The organism is Natronococcus sp. JC468 (genome assembly GCF_012163165.1).
In the GTDB taxonomy this organism is placed as follows: Archaea; Halobacteriota; Halobacteria; order Halobacteriales; family Natrialbaceae; genus Natronococcus; species Natronococcus jeotgali.
Genome location: NZ_JAAVUO010000048.1, coordinates 1 through 24,604, shown reverse-complemented (window position 1 = coordinate 24,604; position 24,604 = coordinate 1). Strand labels below are relative to the sequence as shown.

Genomic DNA, 24,604 nt, shown 5'->3' with positions numbered 1-24,604 from the left:
ACCCTCTCGGTTCCTGCAAAGCGCGTCGTGGAAGCAGGAAGCCCCGAGGCTTGACCTCGGGGTGGGTTCACCACGCGCTGTTGTACGTCGGCGAGCTGTACGTGCCCGGTGCGATCGCGGCGACGGTCGCCAGCACCGCCCCGATCCTCACCGCCGCGTTCGCCGGCGCCGTCCTCCCGCGGGAGCGACTCGCACCCGCGGGCGTCGTCGGGCTCGTGCTCGGCCTGATCGGCGTCGTCGTCGTCGTCCGCCCCTCGCCGACGGGACTCGAGACCGAACTCCTGCTGGGGGCGGGACTCGTCTTCGGCGCCGCGATCGCGTTCGCGGTCGGAACCGTCCTCGCGCGACCGCTCGACGCCGGCCTTCCCCTCGAGACGCTCCAGGCCTGGGCGATGCTCGTCGGCGCGGCGGTCCTGCTGGTCGGTGCTCCGCTTCGGGGCGAGTCGGTCGCCGCGATCGATATCACGCCGACGGCGCTGGCGTCGTTTACCTACCTGACGCTCGTCTCGAGCGTGTTCGCCTTCCTGCTGTACTTCCAGCTGCTCGATCGGGCCGGGCCGACTCAGGTCGCGCTGGTCGGCTACGCCGAGCCCGCGGTCGCCATCGGCGTGAGCTGGCTCCTGTTGGGTCAGGTCGTCGACTCCCTGACGATACTGGGGCTGCTGACGATCCTCGCCGGGTTCGCCGTTATCCAGCGGCGCCACCTCGCTCGCGTCGTGGAGACGCTGCTCGAGCGGGATACCGGTCGGCGGTCGAACGTCGGTTCTCGCCCCTCGAGAGAGACGACGGAGGCCAGAATCGACGGCGGAACGGCCCGTGAAACCGAGGCGGTCGGGACGGAAACGAGCGCCGACTAGAAACCTTCGGCGCAGCCGGCGAATGCGCTATTTGGTAACGCTCTTCCCGATAAACACCCTCACAAAGGTTTATACGAGATACCGTTGGCTAGCTCACACGACGGAGGGGGTCCAGTATGAACGCACGATCACAGACACTGACGGTGGTTTGTCACGTGCGGGCGCCGTTGCTCCTCGAACCGGTCGATAGCCAGGTCGAGAGCGTACGCGCCTGCGAGGACGAGGGAACGATCGACGAGTTCCTGGTGCGAAGCTGGCCGAAAGCGGTCAGCCGTTCCGAGGAGAGCCCGTACCAGGAGGTCCTCGAGACCTACAAGCGACTCCAGCGGTGGGCCGACCGACACGACGTGTCGATCAGTCCGCCGTTTCGAACGCGAACGACCACCTCACAGATCACCGACGAGACGGAGACGGTCCTCGTGACGCCGCTGCTGTGTCTCGAGTACTACCTCGGCGACGAGCTGGTCGGCGTCTACCCGCACTCGAACGGCGAGGAGACGATCACGACCGAGGACGTGATCGCCCGTATTCGCTGTGCGGACGATCCCGCTTCGGCGGCCGAGGAACTCGCGGCGCTGACGCCCGAACCGGACGGCCCGTCCCCGCCGCGAGCGGACCCAACGATCGCGACCGAGGACGATGCCCCCGGGAGCGTCGAAACGGACGCGTGGACACGGTCCGCGACGTGTCCCGACTGCGAGGGCCAGCTGATCGACGGTCAGGGTCTGGTCGCCTGCAGGGAGTGTGGATGGACCGGAACAATCGCCGAAAACGGCGGGTACGGGTCGACGTCCCCGGAAGCGAGCACCGACGCCGATCCCGGTCCCGTTCGATCGGTTCCGCCTCGGTAGCCGCGGTAACGCGCCGTCGCTACGAAGCAACCGACCGTCCGGCTCAGTCTTCGGCCGGGCGTTCGGTCGCCCGGCGGAGAACGCCGAGCAGCGTGTTCGCCTCGCGCTCGGTCAGGTCGGCGCGGCCGAACACCCGCCGGAGCATCCGCATCGTCTTGTCACGTTTCTCGTCGGGGTGGTTGAGCTCCTCGAGCAGGGCTCCCCACTGACCGTAGAGCCGATCGAGCGTCGGCTCCGGCGCCCGGGTGCGCTCGAGGTTCGGCAGTTGCGTTCCCGTTTCAGGGAGGGTGAGGGTGCGAAGCTCGTACAGCGTCACCGTCGCGGCCTGGCCGAGGTTCAACACGGGGTACTCCTCGCTGGCGGGGATCGAACAGATCTCGTCGATCTGCGCCAGCTCCTCGTTGGTGAGCCCGACCCGTTCGCGACCGAAGACCAGCGCCGTCGGCGCCTCGACGGTCGGCAGCCGTTCGGCGAGGTTGGCGGGCGTCGAGTAGGGGTAGCGCATGTGGCTGCGGTCGTCCTCGTTCGTGACCGCCGTGCAGCCGATCGTGTGGTAGTTCTCCGCGAGCTCGTCGAAGGAGAGCTCGGTCGCGTTCGGGAGGACGTCCTCTCGAGCGTGACCCGCGTAGCCGTAGGCCTCGCCGTCGGGATCCAGCTCCGGGGGATCGACGAGCAGCAGCTCCTCGAACCCGAAGTTCTTCATCGCGCGGGCGATAGTACCGACGTTGCCGGGCGTCTCGGCGTCGACGACGGCGACCGCGGGCGGCGTTCGGTCGCCCGCCGAACTCGAGTCGCGTCCGTTCGGATCGTCGCGCCGCGTTGGATCCGACGCGTCACTCATGATGTGACGCGGCGTTCGAACGCGCGGTCGTGGGCGCTTCTCGAGGACGGGAGTGTAATCGAGAGTCGCGAGAGCGATTCGGAGAGTCCATACCGCCGGTAGCCAGCGCGATCGCAAAAGTCGACTGGTACGGGCCGGACTGGAAGGCCGACTCCGGTCGAGGGAACCCTCCTCGGAGTGTCGTCACAGGCCGGTCGCTCTCGGTGATCGGGACTGCGACGCCGACAGCCCTAGAACGAGGGAGGTCGATCGACGAATGGTTGCGATAGGTAGGATAGGTAAAATATGGAGAAAGACACTAAGAGTGGAGTTAGGTAGAATAGGTAGGATAGTTAAGATAGTTAGTATAGTTGTTGTTAGTATAGGTTGTTATTAGTAGATGTGGTTATTAGTATAGGTAGTTAAGATAGGTAATGGGGTTAGACAACTGGACTACTTACTGCTAGAGATAGCTAGATACAATACTAGTAGTACTAGACGATGATCACTCCCCGGCCGGTCAGGCGGAACTCCTTCGCGGAACCCGTCGTTTTCTCGGTGGAAGCCGCTGTCCGCTTGTCTTTCGGTATCGTTTCTTCGCTCGCTCGATCCGTTTCTCCCTCGTGAATCGTTCTCCGTTTCGCTCGGTGTCGTTTCGTTCGTGGTTCGATCGGCCGTCCGCGTCGAATCGAGTACTCGAGCGGTTCGGGGGTTCGAGGACACACACCCCCCTCGCGTTTGTAACGCCGTACACGGGTGGGGGGTCTGTTCGACAACACACCTCCGTCGCGGTTGTAAAGTCGGGCTTTCAGGGCAGACAATGGATGAATTTCGGCTCTCAGCTCGACCCCACCCGCCCGTTCGCCGTTACATCCGCGAGGGGGGTGTGTGTCCTCGGCGAATCGGCTGACACGATCCAAACCGCCTCTTCTGACCGCTCTCGATACCCTACTCGGGCGATTCGGAGTCCGACCCTCGATCGTCGATCGACGATCCGCGATCGATTCGGTGTCGTTCCTGCCGCACGCGCTCTCGGAGCCCGTTACATCCGCGAGGGGGGTCCCCGTCGAACGTTCCCACTCCCAGAGCGCCCTCACAAGCGCGAAGGCGGCCGATATCTCGGCTCTCGAGAGATCGACGGCGAGAGTGGCGCTAGGGAACTCTCGCCGGGATCTTACATCCGCGACCGATCTCCACACATTTATTTCGGTTCGGCGGGAAGGAACGGGGTACTGCAATGTCCGCGAACGACGACCGTGATCCGCTCTTCCGATACGACGATCCGATCTTCGCCGACGAGCGGCTGCTCGAGATCACGCACCTGCCCGGTCCGGACCGGATCGTCGGTCGCGACGAGCAGATGCAGCGGGTGGCCGACGCGTTGAACCCGGCGATCTTCGGGAGCGAACCCAACCACCTCTTCATCTTCGGGAAGACCGGTACCGGGAAGAGCCTCATCTCCCGGTCGGTCGCCAAGCGAGTCATCTCGGAGGCCGAACGCGACGACGTCACGGTCAACTACGCCTTCATCGACTGCGGCGAACAGAACACCGAGGCCTCGATCGTCAAGACGATCGCCCAGCTGGTCAACGATCCCGAGCAAAGCGGGATCACCGTCCCCGACCGCGGGCTGGGGACGGGCGACTACTACAAGCGGCTCTGGCAGGCCGTCGACCGCTGTACGGACGTTACGATCGTCATCCTCGACGAGATCGACATGCTCGAGGACGACGAGGTACTCCGAAAGCTCTCGCGGGCGGGCGAGAACCGACGCATCTCGGACTCGAGTATCGGCATCATCGGCATCTCGAACAAGATCGACTTCCCCGACCACCTCTCCGAGCGGGTCAAGTCAAGTCTCTCGCGGGACGAGCTCGTCTTCTCGCCGTACGATGCCAACCAGCTCGTCGAAATTCTGGAGAAACGCCGCGACGCCTTCCACGACGAGGTGCTCTCGGGCGACGTCATCCCGCTGACGGCGGCGCTGGCCGCCCAGGAACACGGCGACGCGCGCAAGGCGATCGACATCCTCCGAAACGCGGGCCGGATCGCGAAAAAGCAAAACGCCGACCGCGTCACCGCCGACCACGTCCGGGACGCCAAGGAGAAGACCGAGGCCGACCGGTTCAACGAGCTGATCGAGGGCTCGCCCCAGCAGGCGAAGGCGATCCTCTACTCGCTGACGATCCTCACCGAGAACAGCACGGAAAAGGAGTTCCCGACGAAGATCATCTACAACCAGTACAAGGAGGTCGCCCGTCGGCTCGATTTCGACGTCCTCTCGGAGCGTCGGGTGCAGGAGATCCTCCAGGAACAGAACTTCCTGAACGTCATCCAGTCCGAACGCGAGGGACGGGGACGGGGACGCGGCGCCCACGCGAAACACCGCCTGCTCGAGAACCCCTCGATCGTCAGGAAGGTCCTGCTGCGAGATTCCCGGCTCGCACCGCTCGAGGCCGACTCGTAGGCGGGCGAACGGTACGACCTCCCGTCGACGGGCCAGAGCCGCCTCGACCGTCGTCGTTCGCCGGGATCGCGGTGCCTTTCTATCTCGCTTCCTCAGGAGCGGGTATGGACAGCGTCGACGCGGCCGGACTCGGGATCGGCGACGGCTACCCGACCCGGATCATGGGCGTCCTGAACGTCAGCGAGGAGTCGCCGTACGATCCGAGCGTCTACGACGACCCCGACGAGGCCGCCGCCTACGTGGACGAGGAGCTGATCGGCGAGGGCGCCGACATCGTCGACGTCGGCCTCGAGTCGGCGAACAAGCGCTACGAGGTGCTCTCGGCCGAGGAGGAACTCGAGCGACTCCACGTCGCCTGCGAGACGATCGATCGGATCGAGGGGGAGGCGATCTTCTCGATCGAGACTCGGTACCACGAGGTCGCCGACGCGGCCCTCGAGCGGGGGTTCGACATGGTCAACGACATCTGCGGGTTCGCGGATCCGCGGCTGCCCGCGGTCTGTGAGGCCCACGGCGCCGCCGTCGCGAAGATGGCGAGTCCGCCGGACCTCGAGCGCCCCGGCGCGGTCGAGGAAACCGACTGGGCCGCCCGGAAGTCGCCGGAGTGGGCAGAGCGGTCCGACTACGTCGACCAGGTGTACGAGGCGCTGAAGCAAAACGGCCTCACCGACCGGACGATCGTCGATCCCGCCTTCGGGGGGTGGAGCGAGGCTCAGACCCTCGAGGACGACCGGGAGACGTTCCGCCGGCTTCGGGAGTTCCGGGACCTCGAGCGCCCGGTCCTGGTCTCGATCAACCGGAAGAACTTCCTCGGGGAGCTCGTCGGCCGGGAGACCGAGGATCGGCTCTCCGCGAGCCTGGCGGCGACCGCGATGGCGATCGAACGCGGCGCGGACGTCGTCCGGACCCACGACGTCGCCGAGACGCGGGACGCGGCCGTGATCGCCGACGCGTTCGCCGAGCGCAGCGGGTAGCCCGGACCCGACCGCACTCGCGAACTCCGGACCCGCGACGTTGCCGATCGCGACTCGCCGCTTCGACTCGATTCCGTCGGGAAACCCGTCCCGCTCGTCGCCTCCGCGATATTTCATCCGAACTGGTAAGTCAAGAGAAAGCTTATATCGGAGGCTCCGAAAGGACGTGATGGACGCCGGGCGGTCTCCCGGGTAGGGGTACTTTGGAGGCGACGCCCGGCCCACAACACGGCATTATTGTGGCGTTACGTCGACCAGCTGCGACGCCGAGAGATCGGGGTCGCGCGAGCGACTTCTCGCCGAACCGACCGGTCACCCGGTCGCCGAACGCACAGTCACGAACGCACCAGACACATACCCCGCCGGTGCGGAGAGAACGTATGGAGTTCGACGAGTGGGAACCGGTCTACGACGCGATCCGTCGGGACTTCGGCTACGATCGACGCGGCGACGAGCGCGCCCGGGACGTCCTCGCGGAACTGACGGGACCGTTCGACCTCGGGCGCCTCGAGGCCGCCGACGGCGCGACGGTCGCCGTCGTCGGCGCCGGCCCGACGCTGGCGGACGAACTCGAGGTCGCTCGCGAGGCCGACGTCGTCTTCGCGGCCTCGACGGCCGCCGACACGCTTCTCGAGGCGGGCGTCGGCGTCGACTGCATGGTCACCGACCTCGACAAGAACCCCGACACCGTCCACCGACTGACCCGACGAGGGACCCCGGTCGCGGTCCACGCTCACGGGGACAATATTCCGCGCCTCCGGAGCGTCGTCCCCGACTGCCGCGGTGAGTGGCTCCTGCCGACGACCCAGGTCGCGCCCCGCGGATCCGTTCGGAACGTCGGCGGCTTCACCGACGGCGACCGGGCGGCCTTCCTCGCGGACCACCTCGGGGCCGCCCGACTCTCGTTCGCGGGCTGGACGTTCGACGATCCGTCGGTCGGGCCGACGAAAGCGCGCAAGCTCGAGTGGGCCGAACGGCTGCTGTACTGGCTCGAACGGCGCCGCGACGAGCGGTTCGCGGTTCTCGACGGTCGGCGGACAGCGCTCGAGACGTCGTCGCTGCCGATCGAGTGAGGTCGTCGGTCCGGGCCCACATCTCGGACTCTCCCGGCGGTCGATACCGCGCTCCGGCGGATCGGGCTCGCGTATCAGAAATCCTTATTACGATTCGAGTCGAACGTTCGTTCAGATCGAGGTCGTCCGACTCGCCCCACTCGCCCGACCGGAATCGGCGGCCGTCGCCGAATTCGATTCGTCTCTCTTCACCCAATTTTGAGCTGCTGTTTAGTCGACAAGAAAGCTTATACCGAGATACACGACTTATGGAATTATGTCATCCGAAACTTCGGTGCAGAACGACGCTTCCGGTGGTCGACGGGATCGGCTCCCGAATCTGGTGACGATCGTCGGTCGTGGCGTCCCGTCGAGCTTCGAGATCGCGGTCGACGGCGACCTCGAGATGGTCGCGGACGATCCCGTCGCGGAGGGAACGATCGTCTCCGGCGGCGCCGCGGAGGGGACGATCGAGGTCGGCGTCCAGCGGTTTCGGTTCTCCGGCCAGATGGCGAACGTTCACGTCGTCGATTGGAACGGCGTCGAGATGCCCGATTCGGCCCACACCCCGGAGGTACACGTCGACTACGGCGCGTCGACGCGCTGACCGTCTCGGCGGCCGATGCTCGCTCTCCCACCGCTGCATCGAGGGGTTCTTCGGTTCGACTTTCGGAAGCGGCTTCCTTTCGACATCCGTCCGTTCTCCGCCGCCGCGTACGATTCTCCGACCTCCCGAGGCGGCGGTCGAGGCGCTCGAACGAGCCTCCGTCGGGGTATAACCGATCCGTACCGCAGTGTTGTCAGAATTCGATACGGAACAGCATTCTTATCGACGGGTGGCTGGTACCGCCGGTATGGCCGCTCCGAGCGAGACGCCGACGCCGGATCCGGACGGGGATCGTCCGTCGAGGGCGATCATCGCGGCGATCGCCCGCCACGAGGGCGTCGACGTGACGGCCGTCGAACCGCCGGCGTACGAACCGCTGTACAGCGTCGTGGATCCCGCAGCGCTCGACGAGATCTTCCGGGGGGACACGCCGACCACGACGCTCGTCACCCTCGAGTACGCCGGCTACGAGGTCGCCGTCTCCGACGACGGACGGGTCGAGGTGACCGATCCGTCGACCGGTGAGACGGTTGCGCGTCGGTTCCGCGGGTGACCGCCCGCTACCCGTCGATCGCGACCGTCCCGCCGGTCTCGCTCGAGCGGTAGATGCCGTCGATCACCCGCTGGACCGTAAGCGCCTGCCGGACGCTCTCGTCGCCGACGTCGCCGGCCGCGATCGAATCGAAGAACGTTCGCTGTTCCTCGGTGTGGGTGTCGTTCTGTCGGGTCTCGATCGACGTGTCCTCGAGGTGGTCCGGGCCGGCCGCGCTCGCGGAGTGGATCGAGAGGTCGCCGTCGAGGAGGTCGAACACCGCCGCCGACCCGGTTCCGCGGACGACGAACTCGTTGTTCACCGGGCGGTTGGTCGCCCAGGCGACCTCGAGGGAGATCGTGCGATCGTCCGCGGTCCGGATGAACGCGCTCGCGGAGTCGTCGACGTCGAACCCGGCGGGTCCGGCGTCGTCGCCCCACATCTCGAGGTAGGCGTACTCCTCCTGGGATCCGAACTCGCCGCGGGCGACGCCGGTTACCTCCGCGACGGTCGGGTACCCCAGCAGGTAGAGCGCGAGGTCGATCGCGTGAACGCCGAGGTCGATGAGCGCCCCGCCGCCGGCGATCTGGCGGCGGGTGAACCACGACCCCCGACCCGGGATCCCCCGCCGACGGACGTAGTTCGCCTCGACGTGGGAGACGTCGCCGAGCTCGCCCCGCTCGATCCGGTTTTTGACGATCCGGACCGTGTTCGCGAACCGGTTGTTGAACCCGACCGTTCCGAGGCTGTCACTGTCGGCCGCGGCGGCGGCGATCCGCTCGGCGCTCTCGAGGGAGTGGGCCAGCGGTTTCTCGAGGAGCACGTGCAGGTCGCGCTCGAAGGCCTCGACCGCGTACTCCTCGTGGTACTTGTTCGGCGTCGTGATGATGACCGCGTCGACGTCGTCGTACAGCTCGCGATAGTCGTCGTAGACGTCCACGTCGTAGCGCCCGGCGAACCGGGCCCGTGCGTCGGTCGCGACGTCCATACCGCCGACAAGGGGTACGTCGAGTTCGAGGAGCCGCTCGGCGTGGTAGCGGCCGATGTTTCCGAGCCCGACGATGCCGGTTCTGATGTCGCCTCGTGCTGTCGTCATGTCGTCCGTTGGGGGGTGTGGTGGTTCGCCATGGCGGTTCGAATCGGGGTTCGATCGGAGCTTCGTCGTCGCTTTCCTTTGTTCCGTCGCTCGTTCACCGACGCGTTTTCGCGCGGGAGTTTCGCTTTCCGTGCCTACTGATAGCTCGCCTCAATGTAGGTGAAGGTATCGGCCGGCGATCGTCGGCCGATCGTCTCGACGGCGCGGCGATCAGTCCTCGGCTTCGGTCGGGGCCGTCCCTGGATCCGATCCCGAGCGTCCGACGATCCCGTGGACGAGCGCGTCGCCGCTTTCGGCGTCGAACAGGTGGGTCTTCGACCCGTCGAGCGCGACCTCGACGGCGTCCCCTTCCCAGAGGTCGGTGTCCGGCGAGACGCTCATCAGCAGCTGATCCTGCGACGCCATCGGGTCCTCTTCCATCGAGCCCTCGGACTCCTCGTCGAGCAGGAGGTAGACGAAGATCTCGTCGCCCATCGGCTCGAGGACGTCCGTCGTCGCCTCGATCGCCCCGGTCCGGCGGGCGGGACCGTCGGCGTCGCCGACGAGGTGAACGTCCTCGGGTCGAACGCCAAGCGTCACCTCGTCGCCGACGCCGACCTCGGGAACGCCCGCGGGATCGAACTCGAGATCGAAGTTCTTCGTCTCGAGGCCGCCGGCGACGACCGTCCCCTGGACGAAGTTCATCGACGGCGAGCCGATAAAGCCGGCGACGAACAGGTTCGCGGGCTCGTTGTAACAGGTAAGCGGGGGGTCGATCTGCTGGAGCCGGCCCGCGTCGATGACGGCGATCCGGTCGGACATCGTCATCGCCTCGGCCTGGTCGTGGGTGACGTAGATGATCGTCGTGTCCAGTTGCTTGTGCAGGCGCTGGAGTTCGGTCCGCATGTGGACACGCAGTTTCGCGTCCAGGTTCGCCAGCGGCTCGTCCATCAGGAAGACGTCGGGGTTGCGCACGATCGCGCGGGCGATCGCGACGCGCTGGCGCTGGCCGCCGGACATCTCGTCGGGCATCCGATCGAGCATCCCCTCGAGCTGGACGATCTCGGCGGCCTCCTCGACGCGGCGTTCGATCTCCTCGTCGTCGAACGTCCGCAAGCGGAGGCCGAACGAGACGTTGTCGAAGACGTCCATGTGGGGAAACAGCGCGATGTTCTGAAAGACCATCGCGATGCCCCGATCCTTCGGCGCGAGGTTCGTGACGTCGGTCTCGCCGATGTAGACCGTCCCCTCTGAGGGGCGGGTCAGCCCCGCGATCGTCTCCATCGTCGTCGACTTCCCGCAGCCGGAGGGGCCGACGAGACAGACGAACTCCCCGTCCTCGATCTCTACGTTCATGTCGTCGACCGCGACGACGTCGTCGTACCGTTTCGTGACGTGTTCGAGTCGTACTCGTGCCATGGGTTACTCCTTGAGCGCTCCCGCGGTGAGCCCGCTGACGATCTTTTCCTGTGCCACCACGACCAGAATCGCGACGGGGATCACCCCGAGGATGCTCGCGGCGGCCATGAGGTGGTACATCACCTCGTACTGGCCCTGGTAGGCGAGGATCCCCTCGAGGATTGGCGCCCAGTTCTGGGGCTGTCCGTCAGTCATCAGAAACGAGAAGAAGAACTCGTTGTAGACCGCGATGAACGTCAACACGCCGGCGGTCGCGACGCCGGGCGCCGACAGCGGGATGATGACCCGAAAGAGCGCGCCCAGACGGGTCGTCCCCTCGACGCGGGCGGCGTCCTCGAGGCCGTCGGGAATCTGGGCGTAGAAGGTTGTGAGGATAAAAATCGCCAGCGGCATGAAGATCGCCGACAGCGGCGTCACCAACGCGCCCGGCGTGTTGTAGAGGGTGCCGTCGCCGGTGATCGGCTCGAGGACTGCGAACTGCGTGTTGAAGAGGTCGTTCAGCGGGATGAAAAACGCCGCCGGCGGGAAAAAGGAGATGACCAACACGAGCAACATCAGCGGGGTCCGTCCGGGGAACTCGAGGCGGCCGAAGGCGTAGCCCGCCAGGCTACCGACGACGAGAACGACGATCGTCGATCCCAGCGCGATCACGAAGCTGTTGAACATGTACCAGTGAAACGGGATGACCTCGAAGACCTCGACGAACGCCCCGGGATTGAACCCGTTCGGCGTAAAGAGGATGTCCTGGAGCTGTCCCTCCGGCGTCAGCGCGACCATGAGCAGCCAGTAAAACGGAAACAGCGTTGTCACGAGGAAGAAGATCGCGGCGACGTAGAACATCGCCCGGTAGACCCGCTCGGGACGGGAGATGGAGTCGGCGACCCACCGCTGGAACGGACCGCGGTCGAGGTCGGCCTCCCGGCCGTCCGCGATGGCGTCGCCGCCGTCCGACCGCAGCCCGTCGGTTCCGACCCGTCGGCTCGCGCGGCGGTGCGGGCACTCCGGCGCCGGTTCGCGTCGACCGCCGTCGCGGTCGTCGGTCATCGGACCTCACCTCCCTCGGCGTCGCGAAAGAGGACGACGTACAGCGAGATGATCACACCGATCACCAGCGCGGTCGCGAACGCGACGGCCGCCGCGGTCGCGTAGATCCGCGTGCCGCCGAACATCGCCTCGACGACCAGGCAGGTCAGCGACGGCACGGTCGTACAGCCGGCGGTCGACTCGATCAGCCCGAAGACCCGCATCGCGTCCATCGTGCGAAACAGCATCGCGACCAAAAGCGCCGGCATCACGAGCGGGAGCGTGATCAGCTTGAACCGCTGCCAGGGCGTCGCCCCGGCGACGCGTGCGACGTCGTACAGGCTGCGGTCGACGCTCTGGAGCCCCGCCAGGATCAACAGCGCCATGAACGCCGAGGACTTCCAGATGTCGGCCACGAGGATGATGACGAACGCGTCGCGGCTGTTGGCCAGCGGGGCGGCACCGAACACGCCGAGCCACTGCATGAGATCGGTCCCGAACCCGACCTCCGGCTGGAAGATCAGGAAGAAGATCATCCCCTGGATGACGATCGGCACCGCCCACGGGAGGATAATCGCCACGCGGACCCACCGACGGCCACGGAAGTCCTGATCTAACACGTACGCCTGTCCGAACCCGATCACCGTCTCGACGGTGACGCTGACGACCGCGAACGCCACGGTGACGAACAGCGCCTGCTGGAAGAACGGGACCCCGAGCTCGACGAACGGGAACGACGACGTCAGCGAGACGTCGAGGAACTGCCTGGCCAGGCGTGCGTTCCCGGTGGCGATGTCGACGTAGTTCTCGAGCCCGACGAACCCGCCCAGCGGGTCCATACCTCGGGTCTCGTCGGCCCGAAGCGACGTGACGAACGTCCGGAGCAGCGGGTAGAACGCGACCAGCGCCAGCAGCGCGAACGCCGGCAGGAGCAACAGGTAAGCGTAGGCCGCCTCGCTCAGGTTCTCCATCCGGTTGACGAGCGCGTTACCGGTCCGCTCGCGCTCGCGGGTCGGTTCGGTCTCGCCGATCGTCGTACCGCTGTCGGGGTTCGGATCAGTCGTCACTCTCGGTCACCTCCGCCTCGCTGCGCTCGAGTCGGTCGGCGAGATCGCTCATCGCCGTTTCGGGCGGTTTCGCCCCCCGGTAGGCCGCGTTGAGCTCCTGGTAGATCAGCGCCGACTGCTCGGGCCAGAGGTCGGTCACGGGCCGCGGAACGGCGTTCTCGCCGGCCGCCCGGAGCTGTTCCGTGTACCGCGCCGACGGGCCGATCTCGTCGGGGTCGGCCTCCTCGATCAGGTCGACGTTCGGCGGCAGGAACCCCCCTAGCTCGAAGATCGTCAGCTGGACGTCCTCGCTGGTGAACGCCTCGAGGACCTGCAGGGCCTCCGCCTGGCGCTCGGTGTGGGGACTGACGGTGAGGTTCCACCCGCCGAGAGCCGCGCTCGTGCCGCCGACCCCCTCGAACTCGGACTCCCCTTCCGGGACGCCGTAGGGGTGGGTCATCACGCCGAGATCCTCGCCGAAGGCGTCTTCGGTGCCGGTCTCGGCGATCGCGAACGGCCAGTTGCGGTTGGCGACGGCGTTCCCGTCCACGAAGGGGTTGAGCGACTCCTGTTCGGTCCACTGGACGATCGCCGCGGGGCAGATTCCGGGGTAGCCCTCGAGCCCGTTGGGGTCCGAGCCGTCGACGAACGCGCGCATCATTCGTACCGCGTCGATCGTGCGCTCGTCGTCGACGGTGATCGGGCGGTCGCCGGCCGTAAACAGGTTCTCGGTGCCGCCGAAGTACGCGCCGCCCCAGGAGCTCATCACCTCGTTGAACGAACAGCAGGCCAGCCCCTCGTAGGCGGCCCCCTGCGTGGTGAACCCGTAGTCGACGTCGCCGCCGTCCATCGCGTCGCCGACGGCGTTCGCGAACTCCTCCCAGGCGGGCGGATCGGTCCCCCAGCCGCCGGTGTCGTAGCCCGCGTCCTCGATCAGGTCCCGTCGGTACAGCACCAGTCCGAAGTCCGGAAACAGCGGGACGCCGTGGACGTCGTCGGTCTGCGGGTGGCGGGCCGTCTCGACGATCGCGTCGAGGTAGTCCTCCTCGACGCGGCCGAGGGCCTCGTCTCCGAGGTGGTCGCTCAGGTTGACCGTCTGTTCGCGAAGGATAAACGGGATCGTCCACCCGCTGTCCATCATGTGGATGTCAGGGGGTGCGCGACCCGCCTGGAGCGCCGACTGTGCGCTTTGCATCCGCTGTGCGGAGTCGCTGACGACGGTCTGGATCTCGACGCGGACGTCCTCGTCGAGGCCGGCGTCCCACAGGGCTCGTTGAATCGAGGGTTCGTCGCCGTCCCCGTGCATGAGGCTCTCGATGTCGGTCGCCGCCGTCATCACGACGGTACCCCCTTGCCCACCGCGGCCGAGACAGCCGGCGACGGCGACCGAGCCGACCGACGCCGACGTCGCTCCCAGGAACGTTCGCCGAGAGACACTCAGGCGGGACGATCGATACCGTCGAATGCTATCACCCCCCATTCGGTTCACCGAAACGGGAGTCGGGGACTTAATTATTTCCTGGTAAATCTATAAAATAAAGTGATCGTCGTCGATCGCGGAGCGTCACTCTCGATCGCTTCGGCGGAACGTCCCTCGAGTCCGGGTATAGCGACGCTCCGTCCCGGGGCCGAACCACGCCCGAGAACCCCGAGCGCGGGAAGCGAAAGCCAACAGCGCGGTAACTGTCCGTTACCCGCCCCGTCGGGTCCGTCTCGGCGCTAGTCGTCGAGCTCCGGGGGTTCGCGCCGTCCGATGTGGATCTCGTGGGCCTCGACGTCCTCGAGCGCGGCGACTCGCCCGCCGACCGTCACTTCGGTTCCGTCCTCGTTCACGAGGGTGATCGCGGCGACCTCCTCGCTGACCTCGAAGGAGACGTCGACGATCTGGCCGCGGACGATACGCTGGCCGCCGACCTCGACGTCCCGTCCGACGATCGTCGCGTAGAACTCCCCGCCCTCCTCGATGACGTCTTTCACGCAGCGCCGGATCGAGGCGTACTTGCGCGGGTAGTCGCGAGGGTCGGTATCCTCGCCTAAGGTCTCCTCGGCGGTCGTCCAGAGCACGGTGCCGAAAAACCCGGAGACCAGAAAGCCCAGCGCCGACCGGTTGAAGATCACGCCGTAGCGGTCCTTGTCGTCCCGCAGCGCGTCCTGTGTCGCGTAGATGGAGTAGTTGCCGTCGGCGACGGCCAGCACCGGCGTCGTGATCCCGCGGCGGGCCCGCGTCGTCGTCGCGATCGCGGTGTAGTCGAAGTCGTCGGGAGCGGGCGCTTCCGCGGCCGGCGTCACGATCAGGTCGATGCTGACCCCGCGCTCGAGGGCGGCCGCGAGTTCGTCCTCGAATCGCACGAGTAGATCCGGCGTCAGCGACAGCGAGAGTTCGTACTCGGCGTCGGTGACGATCTCCTCGAGGTAGCGCAGGATCGTCGAGCGGGATTTCACCAGCGAGACAGCCTCCGTATCGCGGGCGGGCGCGGTGTAGCGGGCCTCGAGTTCGTCGATCATCTGCTCGAGGGAGTGTTGGACCTCGTCGAAGGCGTCGGCGGGGTCGATCGCGACCACCTTCATCGGGCGGGACTCGCGCAGTTCGACCAGCCCCCGGTCACTCAGGCTGCGAACGGTGTCGTAGACGCGGGGCTGGGGAATTTCGGTGCGATCCGCGATCTCGCTGGCGGTCAGCTGTCCCTGCTCGAGGACGGTCAGGTAGGCGTCGATCTCGTACTCGCCGAGGTTGAACCGATCCCCGACTCGCTCGACGGTCGAGCGAAGCTCGTCTGGTGCCATACTCGGTCGCAGGATTCGGACGGGTAAATGATTTATTACAACGCGAGTACTACCGGGTTCGGAAATCGAATCCCCGACCGACGACGTCGGTCAGAACCCTTAACCAAGCCGACGGTGAGTGTGATGGCATGCTGGAGGTCGCGCCGATCCCGGAGGACGAGGTCCTCGAGCGGACCAACGAGGTACTCCCCGGATCGGTCCCCGGTATCGTCGGCCAGCTCCTCCTCGCGGCGGTCGTGCTGGCCGTCGGCTGGTACCTCTCGAAGCTCGTCGTCCGCCTGACGGGCCGGACCGTCGCACGCCGGATCGAGCGACCAAGCGTCACGCGAACGGTCCTGCGGGGCGTCAGGTTCTCGGTTCTGCTGGTGACGGTCGTCGTCGCCGCCGGCATCCTCGGCGTCGGCGACACGCAGATCCTCCTCTCGGTGACCGTCATCTCTGCCATCGTCGCGGTCGTGCTCGCACCGCTGGTCGGGAGCTTCGTCAACGGCCTGTTCGTCCTCAACGACAGACCGTACGAGATCGGCGACATGATCGAGATCGCCGACGAGGGACACGTCGGTTTCGTCGAGGACATCACGATCAGGTACACGAAGGTCTTCACCCTTCAGAACACGTTCATCGTCATCCCGAACTCCGAGATCCAGCAGCGGGACGTGATCAACTACTCGGCGGAAGACGAGCGAACGCGGCTCTCGCTGGCGTTCGAGATCACCTACGAGAGCGACCTCGAGGCCGCGCGCAACCTCGCCGAGCGGGGGGCCCGATCGGTCGACGTCGTTATCACCGGCGGACCGGATATCCGGATCGGCAGTGCGCGCTATGCGGCCGCCCCCCTCTGTAACGTCCGCGAGTACGCGGACAACGGCATCCTGCTGGAGCTGTTCTTCTGGGTCCAACATCCCTACAAACAGGCCGTCGCCCGATCGGAGGTACGGGCGGCGATCCGTGAACGCTTCGCCGACGCCGACGTCGAGTTCGCCTACCCCCACCGCCACCACGTCTTCGACGGCGACAGCGGCACCGCGAGGGTGGTCCTCGACGACTCGCAACCGAGTCGTCCGGATATCGGTCGCTCCGTCAATGCGGACGGAGACGGCGCCGACCCCGATCGGTAGCCGTCACTTCGCGGGAGCTCCCTCGACGGTGATGACCTCACAATCGAGGTGTTGGCGGAGGTAGCCGTCGATGTCGGGGTTGTTGGTGAACCGACGGAAGAGGCGTCGCAGCCGGCTCGCCTGTTTGGTCCCGATGACGACGGCGTCGGCGTCCTCGGCGGCGACCTCGTCCAGGATGCTCTCCTCGACGAGAAACCCCGATCGGACGACGTACCGCGCGTTCTCGACCGGACCGAACGTCGATTCGACGGCCTCCTTGAGGTCGATGCGGTTCACTTTCTTCCCGTTCTGATAGAGGTCGACGTGCAGGATCGTTAGCGCCGCCTCGCGCTCCCGGGCGACCTCGATCGCCCGCTCGAGGGTTCGTCTGGAGTGTTTCGTGAGCGGATACCGGACGGGGACCACAACCAGCGTCATCGGCGAATCAAACGGTACCCGCCCGGGTAAACCTTTCAGTCGGGACAGTTCCGATTGGGAACCTATCCCGCGGCAGAAACACACACCCACGGGTCCGGAGAGACAGTCCTTTACTCGGAGCACCGCTACCGGGTGGTATGGAAACGAGGTCGACCGCCGACGGCGACACCGTTTACGTCTCGCAGACGGACGGCGATAGAGGATCCAAGGGACCGTTTCTCGTCGCCTACGAGTCGCCCGAAGCCCGGCGACGGTACGGCTGGTTCTGTACCAACTGCGAGAGCTTCGATAACGCGATGGACTCGATGGGACGGATCCAGTGCAACCGGTGTGGCAACTTCCGCAAGCCCACCGAGTGGGACGCCGCCCACGAGTAATCGCGCCCCCGCCCGCGCCGCGCTCGAGGGCGTATCGGCGTCGTACCGTCACGGTACCGACAGCGTACCGCCACCTGCGCGGGTCACGGGTTCGCACTCGTCGTCCGATTCTCCGGATTCGTTCGCGGTTGTCCGTCGATACCCCGGATGCGAGTGCCAGACCAAGACTTATGTGGGTTGGTCTCATACTACGCGTTGAATGGGACCTGTTAACATGCGTCTCGTCGAACAGGCCAAGTCGATTTTCGCCGATCTCGGGTACACCGTCGAAGGTGCCGGCCCCGAGTTCCGCGCCGAACGAAAGTGGAAGGTCGTCCACGTCAGTCCGGTCCTCGAACCCGGCGAGCTCCCGTCGGCTCCCGGTCAGTTCCACTGTTTCGTCGCCCGTCCGGACGACGCCGACGCGCTCGAGCGCGAACTCGAGCGCACGAACCCCAGTTACGAGTGGGCGATCATCGTCGTCGACGGCGACGACTATCAGGTCGAACGCGTTCCGCCCGGACCGCGGGCCTCCGCCTGACTCCCCGCGGTCTCCGTCAGTTCAGGTTTTTCCGCACCGCCGTCACGCCCGCGCCGGGATCGACGTCGGCGCCCATAGACTCGAGCACGTCACCCAGCGCCGTCACGGTGTAGACCACGTTCTGCGGGCGCGCCGAGTAGCCCATACAGCCGATCCGGAAGATCTCGCCATCCAGATCGCCGAGTCCGCCCGCGACCTCGAGGTCGTAGCGCTCGAGTAACGCGTCGCAGACCGCGCCGTCGTCGATCCCCTCGGGGACGCGGACGGCGTTCAGGCTCGGCAACCAGTACTCCTCGGGGGCGTTCATCTCCAGGCCCATCCCCTCGACGCCGGCTTTGAGTGCGCCGGCCAGTCGCTCGTGGCGGGCCCAGCGCTGTTCGATGCCCTCTTCGGCGACCAGCCGCAGCGCCTCCCGCAGCGCGTAGACGTTCGTGACGGGCGCGGTGTGGTGGTACGCGCGCTCGTCGCCCCAGTAGCCCTCGAGCAGGGACAGGTCGAGATACCACGACCGGGGCTCCTCCTCGCGAGCGAGGACCTTCTCCATCGCCTCGTCGGAGAGGGTCAGCGGGCTCGCGCCCGGCGGACAGGAGAGACACTTCTGGGGTCCCGAGTAGGCGACGTCGACGTCCCACTCGTCGACGCGTAGCTCCACCCCGCCCAGCGAGGTGACGGTGTCGGCGATCACCAAGGCGTCGTGATCGTGGGCCGCCGCGGTGAGCTCCGCAACGTCGGGCTGGAGGACGCCCGTGCTGGTCTCGGCGTGCACGAACCCGAAGACGTCCGGGTCGTGCTCGGCCAGCGCGTCGGCCACGTCGTCCGGATCCAGCGGTTCGCCCCACGGCGCCGATACCTCGACGACGTCGCCGCCGGCGCGGCGGGCCATCGAGGCCATCCGTCCGCCGAAGTAGCCGTTGGTCGGTACCAGCATCGTGTCGCCGGGCTCGACGACGTTGCCGATCGCCGCCTCCATCGCGGCCGATCCGGTTCCCGAAACCGGGATCGTCCACCGGTTGTCGGTCCGGAAGGTGTACCGCAACAGCTCCTGGACCTCGTCCATGATCTCGACGAACGAGGGATCGAGGTGGCCGACCAGCGGCGTGCTCATCGCCCGCAGCACCCGCGGGTTCACGTCGCTCGGTCCGGGTCCCATCAGCGTGCGGTCCGGGGGCGTCAACTCGCCGACCGACGGCGCTCGATCCGCCTCGTTCGAGGGTTCCTGACTCATCGTCGTGTGCTCGAGCGCGATCGGAAAAAGAGCTACCGACATCGACGGGCGGCGGTCGACGCGGCCCCCTCCGCACCGATCCCGCGGAGAGACGGCCGTTACCGCCCTCGTCGGGGGAGGCGTACCGCTTAATACTCTCGGCTTCCTACCGGATCACCTCGTGTTCCTCGGTCACGCCCTGTTCGCGTTCGCCGTCGCCGCGCTGGTCGCGCAGCGACGCGGCTGGACCGCTCGCGGCGCCCTGACCGTCGGCGCCGTCGCCGGCGCGTTCGGCGCCCTTCCGGACGTCGACGTCGCCTACGCGCTCGTCGGACTCGCCGAGTGGCAGGTCGCAGACGGGGCCCTCGGCGCATCGACGGCGTTCTGGGACGCGAGCCGAGCCGTCCACCGGTCGGTGACTCACTCGGTCGTCGTCGGCGCGGTGGCAGCCCCGGCGTTCGGACTGCTCGCGGTACGGAGATCGGACCGCGCTCGAGTCGCCCGTGCGTTCGGCGGACTCCTGCTGACCGGACTGGTCGCGCTCGCGCTCGTCGTGGACGGGGCGCTGGCCGCGTTCGTCACGGTGCTGTTCGCAGTCGGCGGAGCGCTCGCGGTCGGGACGACCGTCCGCCTGACTTCCCTCTCGCCCGCGACGATCGCCCTGGCCGCGCTCTGGGGGCTGTGGTCGCACCCGTGGGGCGACCTCGTCACGGGTTCGCCGCCCGACTGGGCGTTCCCCTTTGAATCCCCGCTGTTCGCGTCCCGGGTCGTCCTCCACCCCGATCCGACCGTTCACCTGCTCGCCGCCTTCGCGATCGAACTCGCCGCCGTCTGGCTCGCGGCCGTCGCGGTCTGCCGGCTCACCGACCGCTCGCTCATCGCGGTCGTCGACCGACGGGCGGCGGTCGGCGCGACCTATGGCGTCGCCGCCCTCGCGGTGACGCCGCCGACCCTCGAGCTCTCGTATCACTTCGTCTTCTCGATCCTCGGCGTCGGACTCCTCTGTGGCGCGGTTCGGACCGTTCCCTCGCCGACGCTCGGACTCCCCTCCCGGACGCCGTCGTCGACGGTCCTGCTCGAGACCGGACTCACGGCGCTGGCGGCGGTAACGATCGCGCTCGCGACCTACGCGGCGGTCTACCTGCTGGCGGTCACGCCGACCTAAGACGGTACCTGACGTTCGTGACGGCCGTGACGCACCCTTTTTGTGGTACCGTTCGGTACGGACGGCCGTGTCCCAAACCTCACTCGAAACGCTGCTCGGGGACGGACGGACCAACGCCGCGATCTCGTGGCTGCTGGTCGTCGCCATCGCGGCTATCGGGCTCGGTGCGCTGGTCACCGGCGGGATCCTCTGGGCCACCTTCGCGGTCGTCCTCCTCGCTTTCGCGTTGCTTCCGCCGCTCTCCCGGCGATCGCCGCTCGTCATGCTCCCCTGGGAAGTCCTGTTGCTGGCGGCGCTGCCGGTGTTCGGCGCCGCCTTCGGCGCCGACCGACTGTCGGGTCACGTCACCTCGTACCTCTCGGTCGCGGCCATCGCGCTCGTTCTCGCCGTCGAGTTGCAGGCGTTTACGTCGGTGCGGATGACTCCCGGATTCGCGGTCGTCTTCGTCGCCGTCGCTACGATGGCCGCCGCGGCCCTCTGGGCGCTCCTCCGGTGGACCGCCGACGGCGTGCTCGGGGTCCCGTTCACCGCCGATCACGACGACGTGATGTGGGAGTTCGTCTACTCCACCGTCAGCGGCCTCGGCGCCGGCGCCGTCTTCGAGCTCTACTTCAGGCGACTCGACGATCTCGAGCGGAGCCGCTGCGCGTCCGGGGGGAGCGACGATGCGTAACCTCAGGGCCTTGCTCCCCTCCGAGCAGCGCCAGCGCCAGCTCACCTACCTCATGGAGGTCGGGCTGATCGGGATGCTGTTTATCGGTATCGATCGGGGAAACGGCGGGATCGTCATCAACACCGTCGTGGCCCTGCTCGTCACTCAGCTTCCGGCGGTCCTCGAGCGCGATTACGGCATTCCGATGGACACCCGACTGACGCTGTGGATCACCAGTGCGGTGTTTCTTCACGCCTTCGGCACCGTCGGCCTGCCGGGCAGCACCGCGACCTTTTACTCGCAGGTCTGGTGGTGGGACCACGTCACCCACGCGCTGTCGGCGTCGGTGGTCGCCGCCGTCGGCTACACCACCGTCCGGGCCGTCCACGAACACGCCGACGGGATTCACATCCCTCGCCGGTTCGCCGCCGTCTTCATCCTGCTTTTCGTCCTCGCCTTCGGCGTCCTCTGGGAGGTCCTCGAGTTCGCGATCGCACTCGCCGCTGCCGCGCTCGGCGTCGAAGCCGTCCTCACGCAGTACGGCCTCCAGGACACGATGCTCGATCTCGTGTTCAACTCGATCGGAGGACTGCTGGTCGCGCTCTGGGGCGGCGCCTACCTCGCGGACGCCTCCGGCGCGCTTCGGGACCTCCTCGATCGCCGGGACGGCTGAACGAGCCGCGGTTCGAACCGCACGCCGGCCTTCCATCGCTGCACGCAACTTTACGTCGCCCCGCGGTGTAGGGACTCGAGCGATGGTCTTCAAGAAAATCACGCTGATCGGAACGAGCACGGAGAGCTTCGACGCCGCCGCGGACGACGCGATCGACCGCGCGGAGAACACGCTCCAGAACGTCTACTGGGTCGAGGTCGACGAGCTCGGCGTCGAGATCGCGAACGCCGAAAATCGGGAGTACCAGGCCGAAGTAACCGTCGCGTTCGAACTCGAGGAGTAGCGGGATCGCTCGCGACCGCAAGACGGCGGCTACGTCCGGAAGGACTCCCCGCAGCCGCACTCGCTGACGACGTTCGGGTTCTCGACGTGGAACCCCTCGGCCTGCAGTCCGCTCTCGTAGTCGAGGACGCTGCCCTCGATGTACTTCAGGCTCGCCGGATCGACGAACACCCGCAGTTCGTGGTGTTCGTAGATCGTATCGTCCTCGTCGGGTGCGTCGTCGAATCGCATCCCGTAGGACAGCCCCGCGCAGCCGCCCTGCTGAACGAACAGCCGCAGTCCGGCTACGCTCGAGTCGAGCCCCTCGCCGTCGAGCAGCGAGAGCGCCTGTTCGGCCGCCGACTCGGTTACCTCGATCTCCGGGCGCGTCTCCGCGGTTGTGCCGTCCGCGCTGTCGGTGCTCATACCCGTTCCTTCCCGCGCGACGGTGTTAACCTTGACGCTGAACTCGCCGCCTCCGATATCCGAAACGCACGGCTCCCTGGTCCTCCCGCGATCGCCGATACCCCGTTCTCGCGCTACACGCGCGGGCGTTGTTGAACCGATCGATAGTACGTCCCGAACAGCCGTTTGTCGTTCGCCGACAGTTCGACGTCGTTCTCCGCGAGCAGCTCGATCATCCGCTCGAGCTCGCACTCGTACCACATCGAGAGCAGTCGAACGTTTTTCTGCGCGTAGTCGTAGTTTCGTTCGAGGACGCGTGCATCGGTCGGGTCGACCTGACGCGGCTCCATCTCGTCTGGTACTGTGTCCCGCAGCTACGTAAAACCAATTACAGATTAGTGACGTGTATCGTCAACCCCTACCGAGCGTAGGATCGGATTACAGCGGCCGACCCGACGGCCCGTGACGTCATCGGTCCGTTTCCCGCTCCAGTCGAAGCCGAACGCTCTCGGCGTGGGCCTCGAGTCCCTCCGCGTCGGCCAGGGTCGTCACCGTGTCGCCGAGCCCGGCCAGTCCCTCGGCGGAGAGTCGCTGCACCGTCGTCGACCGCAGGAAGGTCTCGACCGAGAGTCCGCCGGTTACGCGCGCGCCGCCGTTCGTCGGGAGCACGTGGTTCGTGCCACTGGCGTAGTCGCCCGCGGCCACCGGCGTCGACGGGCCGAGGAAGACGCTGCCGGCGCTGTCGATGCGCTCGAGGATCGACTCGTCGTCCGCGGCGAGGATCGAGAGATGTTCGGGCGCGTACGACTCCGTAAAGAGGATCGCCTCGCTCATCGAACGCGCGAGCAACACGCCGCTGGCGTCGTTCGCAAGCGCACCGCGGATCACGTCCTCGCGCTCGCGCTCGCCCGCCCGCTCGTCGATGGCGTCGGCGACGGCGTCGGCGGTCGCCTCGTCGTCGGTAACGGCCACGACCGACGCGTTCGGATCGTGTTCTGCCTGGGCGAGGAGTTCGGCCGCGACCAGCTCCGGATCGGCGGTCTCGTCGGCGACGACGACGACCTCGCTCGGCCCGGCGAGGAAGTCGATCTCGACGTCGCCCCGAACCTCGGCCTTGGCCGCCGTCACCCACTTGTTCCCGGGGCCGACGATCTTCTGGACCCTAGTGATCGTCTCGGTTCCGTACGCGAGCCCCGCGACGGCCTGAGCGCCCCCGACGCTGAAGACCTCGTCCGCGCCGGCGACGTGAATCGCCGCCAGCGTCGCCGGGTTCAGCTCCTCGGCGGGCGGCGTGACGACGACGACGTGGTCGGCCCCCGCGACGACCGCGGGCACGACACCCATGATCGCGCTCGAGGGGTACGCGGCCGACCCCCCGGGAACGTAGACGCCCACGCGCTCGAGCGGGCGAAAGCGCCGTCCGAGCTCTCGCCCGTCGGCGAACGACTCGCGCCAGTCCGCGGGGAGCTGGGCCTCGTGGAACTCGCGGACGTTCGCCGCGGCCGTCTCGATGGCCTCGAGCAGTTCGTCGTCGACCTCCTCGACCGCCCGCTCGCAGTCGTCGGTGATCTCGAGGTTGCCGACCTCGACGCCGTCGAACTCGCTCGTAAACTCGCGGACGGCGACGTCACCCTCCTCGCGAACCCGGTCGACGATCTCCCGCACGTCTCCCCGAACCGCCTCGATGCCGGCGTCGCGTTCGAAGAACGCGGCCCGGTCGTCCGGTCCGAGGTCAGCGAGCTCCCGCGTTTCGATTGTCATACTTCGCCCTTGGCGCGGCGGTCGAAAAACCGTTTTCATCACGGCTCAGCGTCCTCGAGCCGCCAGAGTCCGACGGCGTCGAGGGTCGCCCTGACGAAGAGATAGACCAAAAGCAGGAATCCGACGACTGCGAACGGCGCCTGGAGCAGGTCCGCGACGCCGCGACCGAACACCAGCTGGCTGAAACCCCGAACGAAAAAGCTCGCTACGACGAGTCCGAGCGCGACCAGCGCGAGCCTGACGAACCCCGAACGATCCATACACGACCGTACCGCCCAGCTCCGCTAAATCGTGTCGGTCGGAAACGACTACCGCTCGTGGCAGTGACGCTCCTGGTCTCACGGTGACTGTCGGGCCGAACTGCTGTCCGAACGCCCTCTCGTTCGGTCGCCACCCTCTCGAGACGGATCGTTCGCTACCCGTGTGATTCGTCCGCTCGAGAACGATCAACGCGGAGCACGCTCCGGACGAGACGACGGCCTTATGTATGGACCGGGTCCTCGTCACTAATGCGAACGACGTGACGTTCTCGTCGCGTCCCCTT

26 protein-coding genes and 1 pseudogene are annotated in these 24,604 nt (G+C 66.9%); 14 read left to right on the top strand and 13 right to left on the bottom strand.

The window, feature by feature from the left end; genetic code table 11:
- Both GWG54_RS18000 and GWG54_RS17995 read left to right on the top strand, forming a co-directional pair.
- Nucleotides 1-857: DMT family transporter (locus GWG54_RS18000; RefSeq protein WP_167939061.1), on the top strand; the 857-nt coding region annotated here is incomplete at its 5' end.
- Nucleotides 858-973: 116 nt separating this feature from the next.
- Nucleotides 974-1,708, top strand: coding sequence for an HTH domain-containing protein (locus tag GWG54_RS17995; RefSeq protein ID WP_167939060.1), 735 nt, complete (start codon nucleotides 974-976; stop codon nucleotides 1,706-1,708).
- A 43-nt stretch (nucleotides 1,709-1,751) separates the two neighbouring features.
- Here the strand turns inward: GWG54_RS17995 and GWG54_RS17990 are convergent, their stop codons facing one another.
- On the bottom strand, nucleotides 1,752-2,549 hold the full coding sequence (locus GWG54_RS17990; protein ID WP_167939059.1) for an RNA methyltransferase: 798 nt from the start codon (nucleotides 2,547-2,549) through the stop codon (nucleotides 1,752-1,754).
- Nucleotides 2,550-3,765: 1,216 nt separating this feature from the next.
- Here GWG54_RS17990 and GWG54_RS17985 point away from each other — a divergent pair.
- The 5 genes and pseudogenes from GWG54_RS17985 to GWG54_RS17965 all read left to right on the top strand — a co-directional run bounded on the left by GWG54_RS17985 (nucleotide 3,766) and on the right by GWG54_RS17965 (nucleotide 8,181).
- A complete protein-coding gene (locus tag GWG54_RS17985) occupies nucleotides 3,766-4,995 on the top strand; it encodes a Cdc6/Cdc18 family protein (RefSeq protein WP_008425624.1) in 1,230 nt (409 codons plus the stop codon).
- A gap of 104 nt (nucleotides 4,996-5,099) precedes the next feature.
- Nucleotides 5,100-5,963, top strand: a pseudogene (gene folP, locus GWG54_RS17980) (dihydropteroate synthase); the annotation flags it as partial.
- 386 nt (nucleotides 5,964-6,349) lie between these two features.
- The gene (locus GWG54_RS17975) at nucleotides 6,350-7,042 is read left to right on the top strand and encodes a 6-hydroxymethylpterin diphosphokinase MptE-like protein (RefSeq protein ID WP_167939057.1); all 693 of its coding nucleotides are present in this window, start codon (nucleotides 6,350-6,352) and stop codon (nucleotides 7,040-7,042) included.
- Between the two features lie 256 nt (nucleotides 7,043-7,298).
- A complete protein-coding gene (locus GWG54_RS17970; RefSeq protein WP_167939056.1) occupies nucleotides 7,299-7,628 on the top strand; it encodes a hypothetical protein in 330 nt (109 codons plus the stop codon).
- Between the two features lie 247 nt (nucleotides 7,629-7,875).
- The gene (locus tag GWG54_RS17965; protein WP_167939055.1) at nucleotides 7,876-8,181 is read left to right on the top strand and encodes a HalOD1 output domain-containing protein; all 306 of its coding nucleotides are present in this window, start codon (nucleotides 7,876-7,878) and stop codon (nucleotides 8,179-8,181) included.
- A 7-nt stretch (nucleotides 8,182-8,188) separates the two neighbouring features.
- Here GWG54_RS17965 and GWG54_RS17960 read toward each other — a convergent pair whose 3' ends face one another.
- The 6 genes from GWG54_RS17960 to trmB all read right to left on the bottom strand — a co-directional run bounded on the left by GWG54_RS17960 (nucleotide 8,189) and on the right by trmB (nucleotide 15,507).
- Nucleotides 8,189-9,256 (bottom strand): Gfo/Idh/MocA family protein, encoded by a 1,068-nt coding sequence (locus GWG54_RS17960; RefSeq protein ID WP_167939054.1) that lies wholly within the window; start codon nucleotides 9,254-9,256, stop codon nucleotides 8,189-8,191.
- A gap of 210 nt (nucleotides 9,257-9,466) precedes the next feature.
- Nucleotides 9,467-10,654: an ABC transporter ATP-binding protein gene (locus GWG54_RS17955; protein ID WP_167939053.1), complete on the bottom strand. Its 1,188-nt coding sequence runs from the start codon at nucleotides 10,652-10,654 to the stop codon at nucleotides 9,467-9,469.
- Between the two features lie 3 nt (nucleotides 10,655-10,657).
- Nucleotides 10,658-11,698 carry a carbohydrate ABC transporter permease gene (locus GWG54_RS17950; protein WP_167939052.1) on the bottom strand — a complete coding sequence of 347 codons (1,041 nt, stop codon included), beginning with the start codon at nucleotides 11,696-11,698 and terminating at the stop codon, nucleotides 10,658-10,660.
- Nucleotides 11,695-12,744, bottom strand: coding sequence for a sugar ABC transporter permease (locus tag GWG54_RS17945; protein WP_312854300.1), 1,050 nt, complete (start codon nucleotides 12,742-12,744; stop codon nucleotides 11,695-11,697). The genes GWG54_RS17950 and GWG54_RS17945 overlap by 4 nt, the downstream gene beginning before the upstream one ends.
- On the bottom strand, nucleotides 12,734-14,203 hold the full coding sequence (locus tag GWG54_RS17940) for an extracellular solute-binding protein (protein ID WP_167939051.1): 1,470 nt from the start codon (nucleotides 14,201-14,203) through the stop codon (nucleotides 12,734-12,736). The genes GWG54_RS17945 and GWG54_RS17940 overlap by 11 nt, the downstream gene beginning before the upstream one ends.
- Nucleotides 14,204-14,442: 239 nt before the next feature.
- Nucleotides 14,443-15,507 (bottom strand): HTH-type sugar sensing transcriptional regulator TrmB, encoded by a 1,065-nt coding sequence (trmB, locus tag GWG54_RS17935; RefSeq protein ID WP_167939050.1) that lies wholly within the window; start codon nucleotides 15,505-15,507, stop codon nucleotides 14,443-14,445.
- A gap of 128 nt (nucleotides 15,508-15,635) precedes the next feature.
- Between trmB and GWG54_RS17930 the strand changes: the two genes are divergently transcribed.
- Entirely contained in the window at nucleotides 15,636-16,625 is a 990-nt protein-coding gene (locus tag GWG54_RS17930; RefSeq protein WP_167939049.1) for a mechanosensitive ion channel family protein, read from the top strand.
- 3 nt (nucleotides 16,626-16,628) lie between these two features.
- Here GWG54_RS17930 and GWG54_RS17925 read toward each other — a convergent pair whose 3' ends face one another.
- On the bottom strand, nucleotides 16,629-17,042 hold the full coding sequence (locus tag GWG54_RS17925) for a universal stress protein (RefSeq protein WP_167939048.1): 414 nt from the start codon (nucleotides 17,040-17,042) through the stop codon (nucleotides 16,629-16,631).
- 137 nt (nucleotides 17,043-17,179) lie between these two features.
- Between GWG54_RS17925 and GWG54_RS17920 the strand changes: the two genes are divergently transcribed.
- Entirely contained in the window at nucleotides 17,180-17,419 is a 240-nt protein-coding gene (locus GWG54_RS17920; RefSeq protein WP_167939047.1) for a DUF5816 domain-containing protein, read from the top strand.
- Nucleotides 17,420-17,633: 214 nt separating this feature from the next.
- Nucleotides 17,634-17,939: a hypothetical protein gene (locus GWG54_RS17915; RefSeq protein ID WP_167939062.1), complete on the top strand. Its 306-nt coding sequence runs from the start codon at nucleotides 17,634-17,636 to the stop codon at nucleotides 17,937-17,939.
- Between the two features lie 16 nt (nucleotides 17,940-17,955).
- On the opposite strand, the gene GWG54_RS17910 is transcribed toward GWG54_RS17915, so the two are convergent.
- Nucleotides 17,956-19,164 carry an alanine--glyoxylate aminotransferase family protein gene (locus GWG54_RS17910; RefSeq protein ID WP_167939046.1) on the bottom strand — a complete coding sequence of 403 codons (1,209 nt, stop codon included), beginning with the start codon at nucleotides 19,162-19,164 and terminating at the stop codon, nucleotides 17,956-17,958.
- 160 nt (nucleotides 19,165-19,324) lie between these two features.
- Between GWG54_RS17910 and GWG54_RS17905 the strand changes: the two genes are divergently transcribed.
- The 4 genes from GWG54_RS17905 to GWG54_RS17890 all read left to right on the top strand — a co-directional run bounded on the left by GWG54_RS17905 (nucleotide 19,325) and on the right by GWG54_RS17890 (nucleotide 21,916).
- Entirely contained in the window at nucleotides 19,325-20,308 is a 984-nt protein-coding gene (locus GWG54_RS17905) for a metal-dependent hydrolase (RefSeq protein ID WP_167939045.1), read from the top strand.
- 67 nt (nucleotides 20,309-20,375) lie between these two features.
- Entirely contained in the window at nucleotides 20,376-20,981 is a 606-nt protein-coding gene (locus tag GWG54_RS17900; RefSeq protein WP_167939044.1) for a hypothetical protein, read from the top strand.
- Complete coding sequence (locus GWG54_RS17895; protein ID WP_167939043.1) at nucleotides 20,974-21,633, top strand: hypothetical protein; 660 nt, start codon at nucleotides 20,974-20,976, stop codon at nucleotides 21,631-21,633. The genes GWG54_RS17900 and GWG54_RS17895 overlap by 8 nt, the downstream gene beginning before the upstream one ends.
- 82 nt (nucleotides 21,634-21,715) lie before the next feature.
- On the top strand, nucleotides 21,716-21,916 hold the full coding sequence (locus GWG54_RS17890) for a dodecin (protein ID WP_008425588.1): 201 nt from the start codon (nucleotides 21,716-21,718) through the stop codon (nucleotides 21,914-21,916).
- Nucleotides 21,917-21,945: 29 nt separating this feature from the next.
- On the opposite strand, the gene GWG54_RS17885 is transcribed toward GWG54_RS17890, so the two are convergent.
- The 4 genes from GWG54_RS17885 to GWG54_RS17870 form a co-directional block, all read right to left on the bottom strand.
- The gene (locus tag GWG54_RS17885; protein ID WP_167939042.1) at nucleotides 21,946-22,320 is read right to left on the bottom strand and encodes an iron-sulfur cluster assembly accessory protein; all 375 of its coding nucleotides are present in this window, start codon (nucleotides 22,318-22,320) and stop codon (nucleotides 21,946-21,948) included.
- Nucleotides 22,321-22,433: 113 nt separating this feature from the next.
- Nucleotides 22,434-22,649, bottom strand: a complete 216-nt coding sequence (locus GWG54_RS17880) for a hypothetical protein (RefSeq protein WP_167939041.1) — start codon at nucleotides 22,647-22,649, stop codon at nucleotides 22,434-22,436.
- 118 nt (nucleotides 22,650-22,767) lie between these two features.
- A complete protein-coding gene (hisD, locus tag GWG54_RS17875; protein WP_167939040.1) occupies nucleotides 22,768-24,060 on the bottom strand; it encodes a histidinol dehydrogenase in 1,293 nt (430 codons plus the stop codon).
- Between the two features lie 38 nt (nucleotides 24,061-24,098).
- Complete coding sequence (locus GWG54_RS17870) at nucleotides 24,099-24,320, bottom strand: hypothetical protein (RefSeq protein ID WP_167939039.1); 222 nt, start codon at nucleotides 24,318-24,320, stop codon at nucleotides 24,099-24,101.
- Nucleotides 24,321-24,604: the final 284 nt, after the last annotated feature.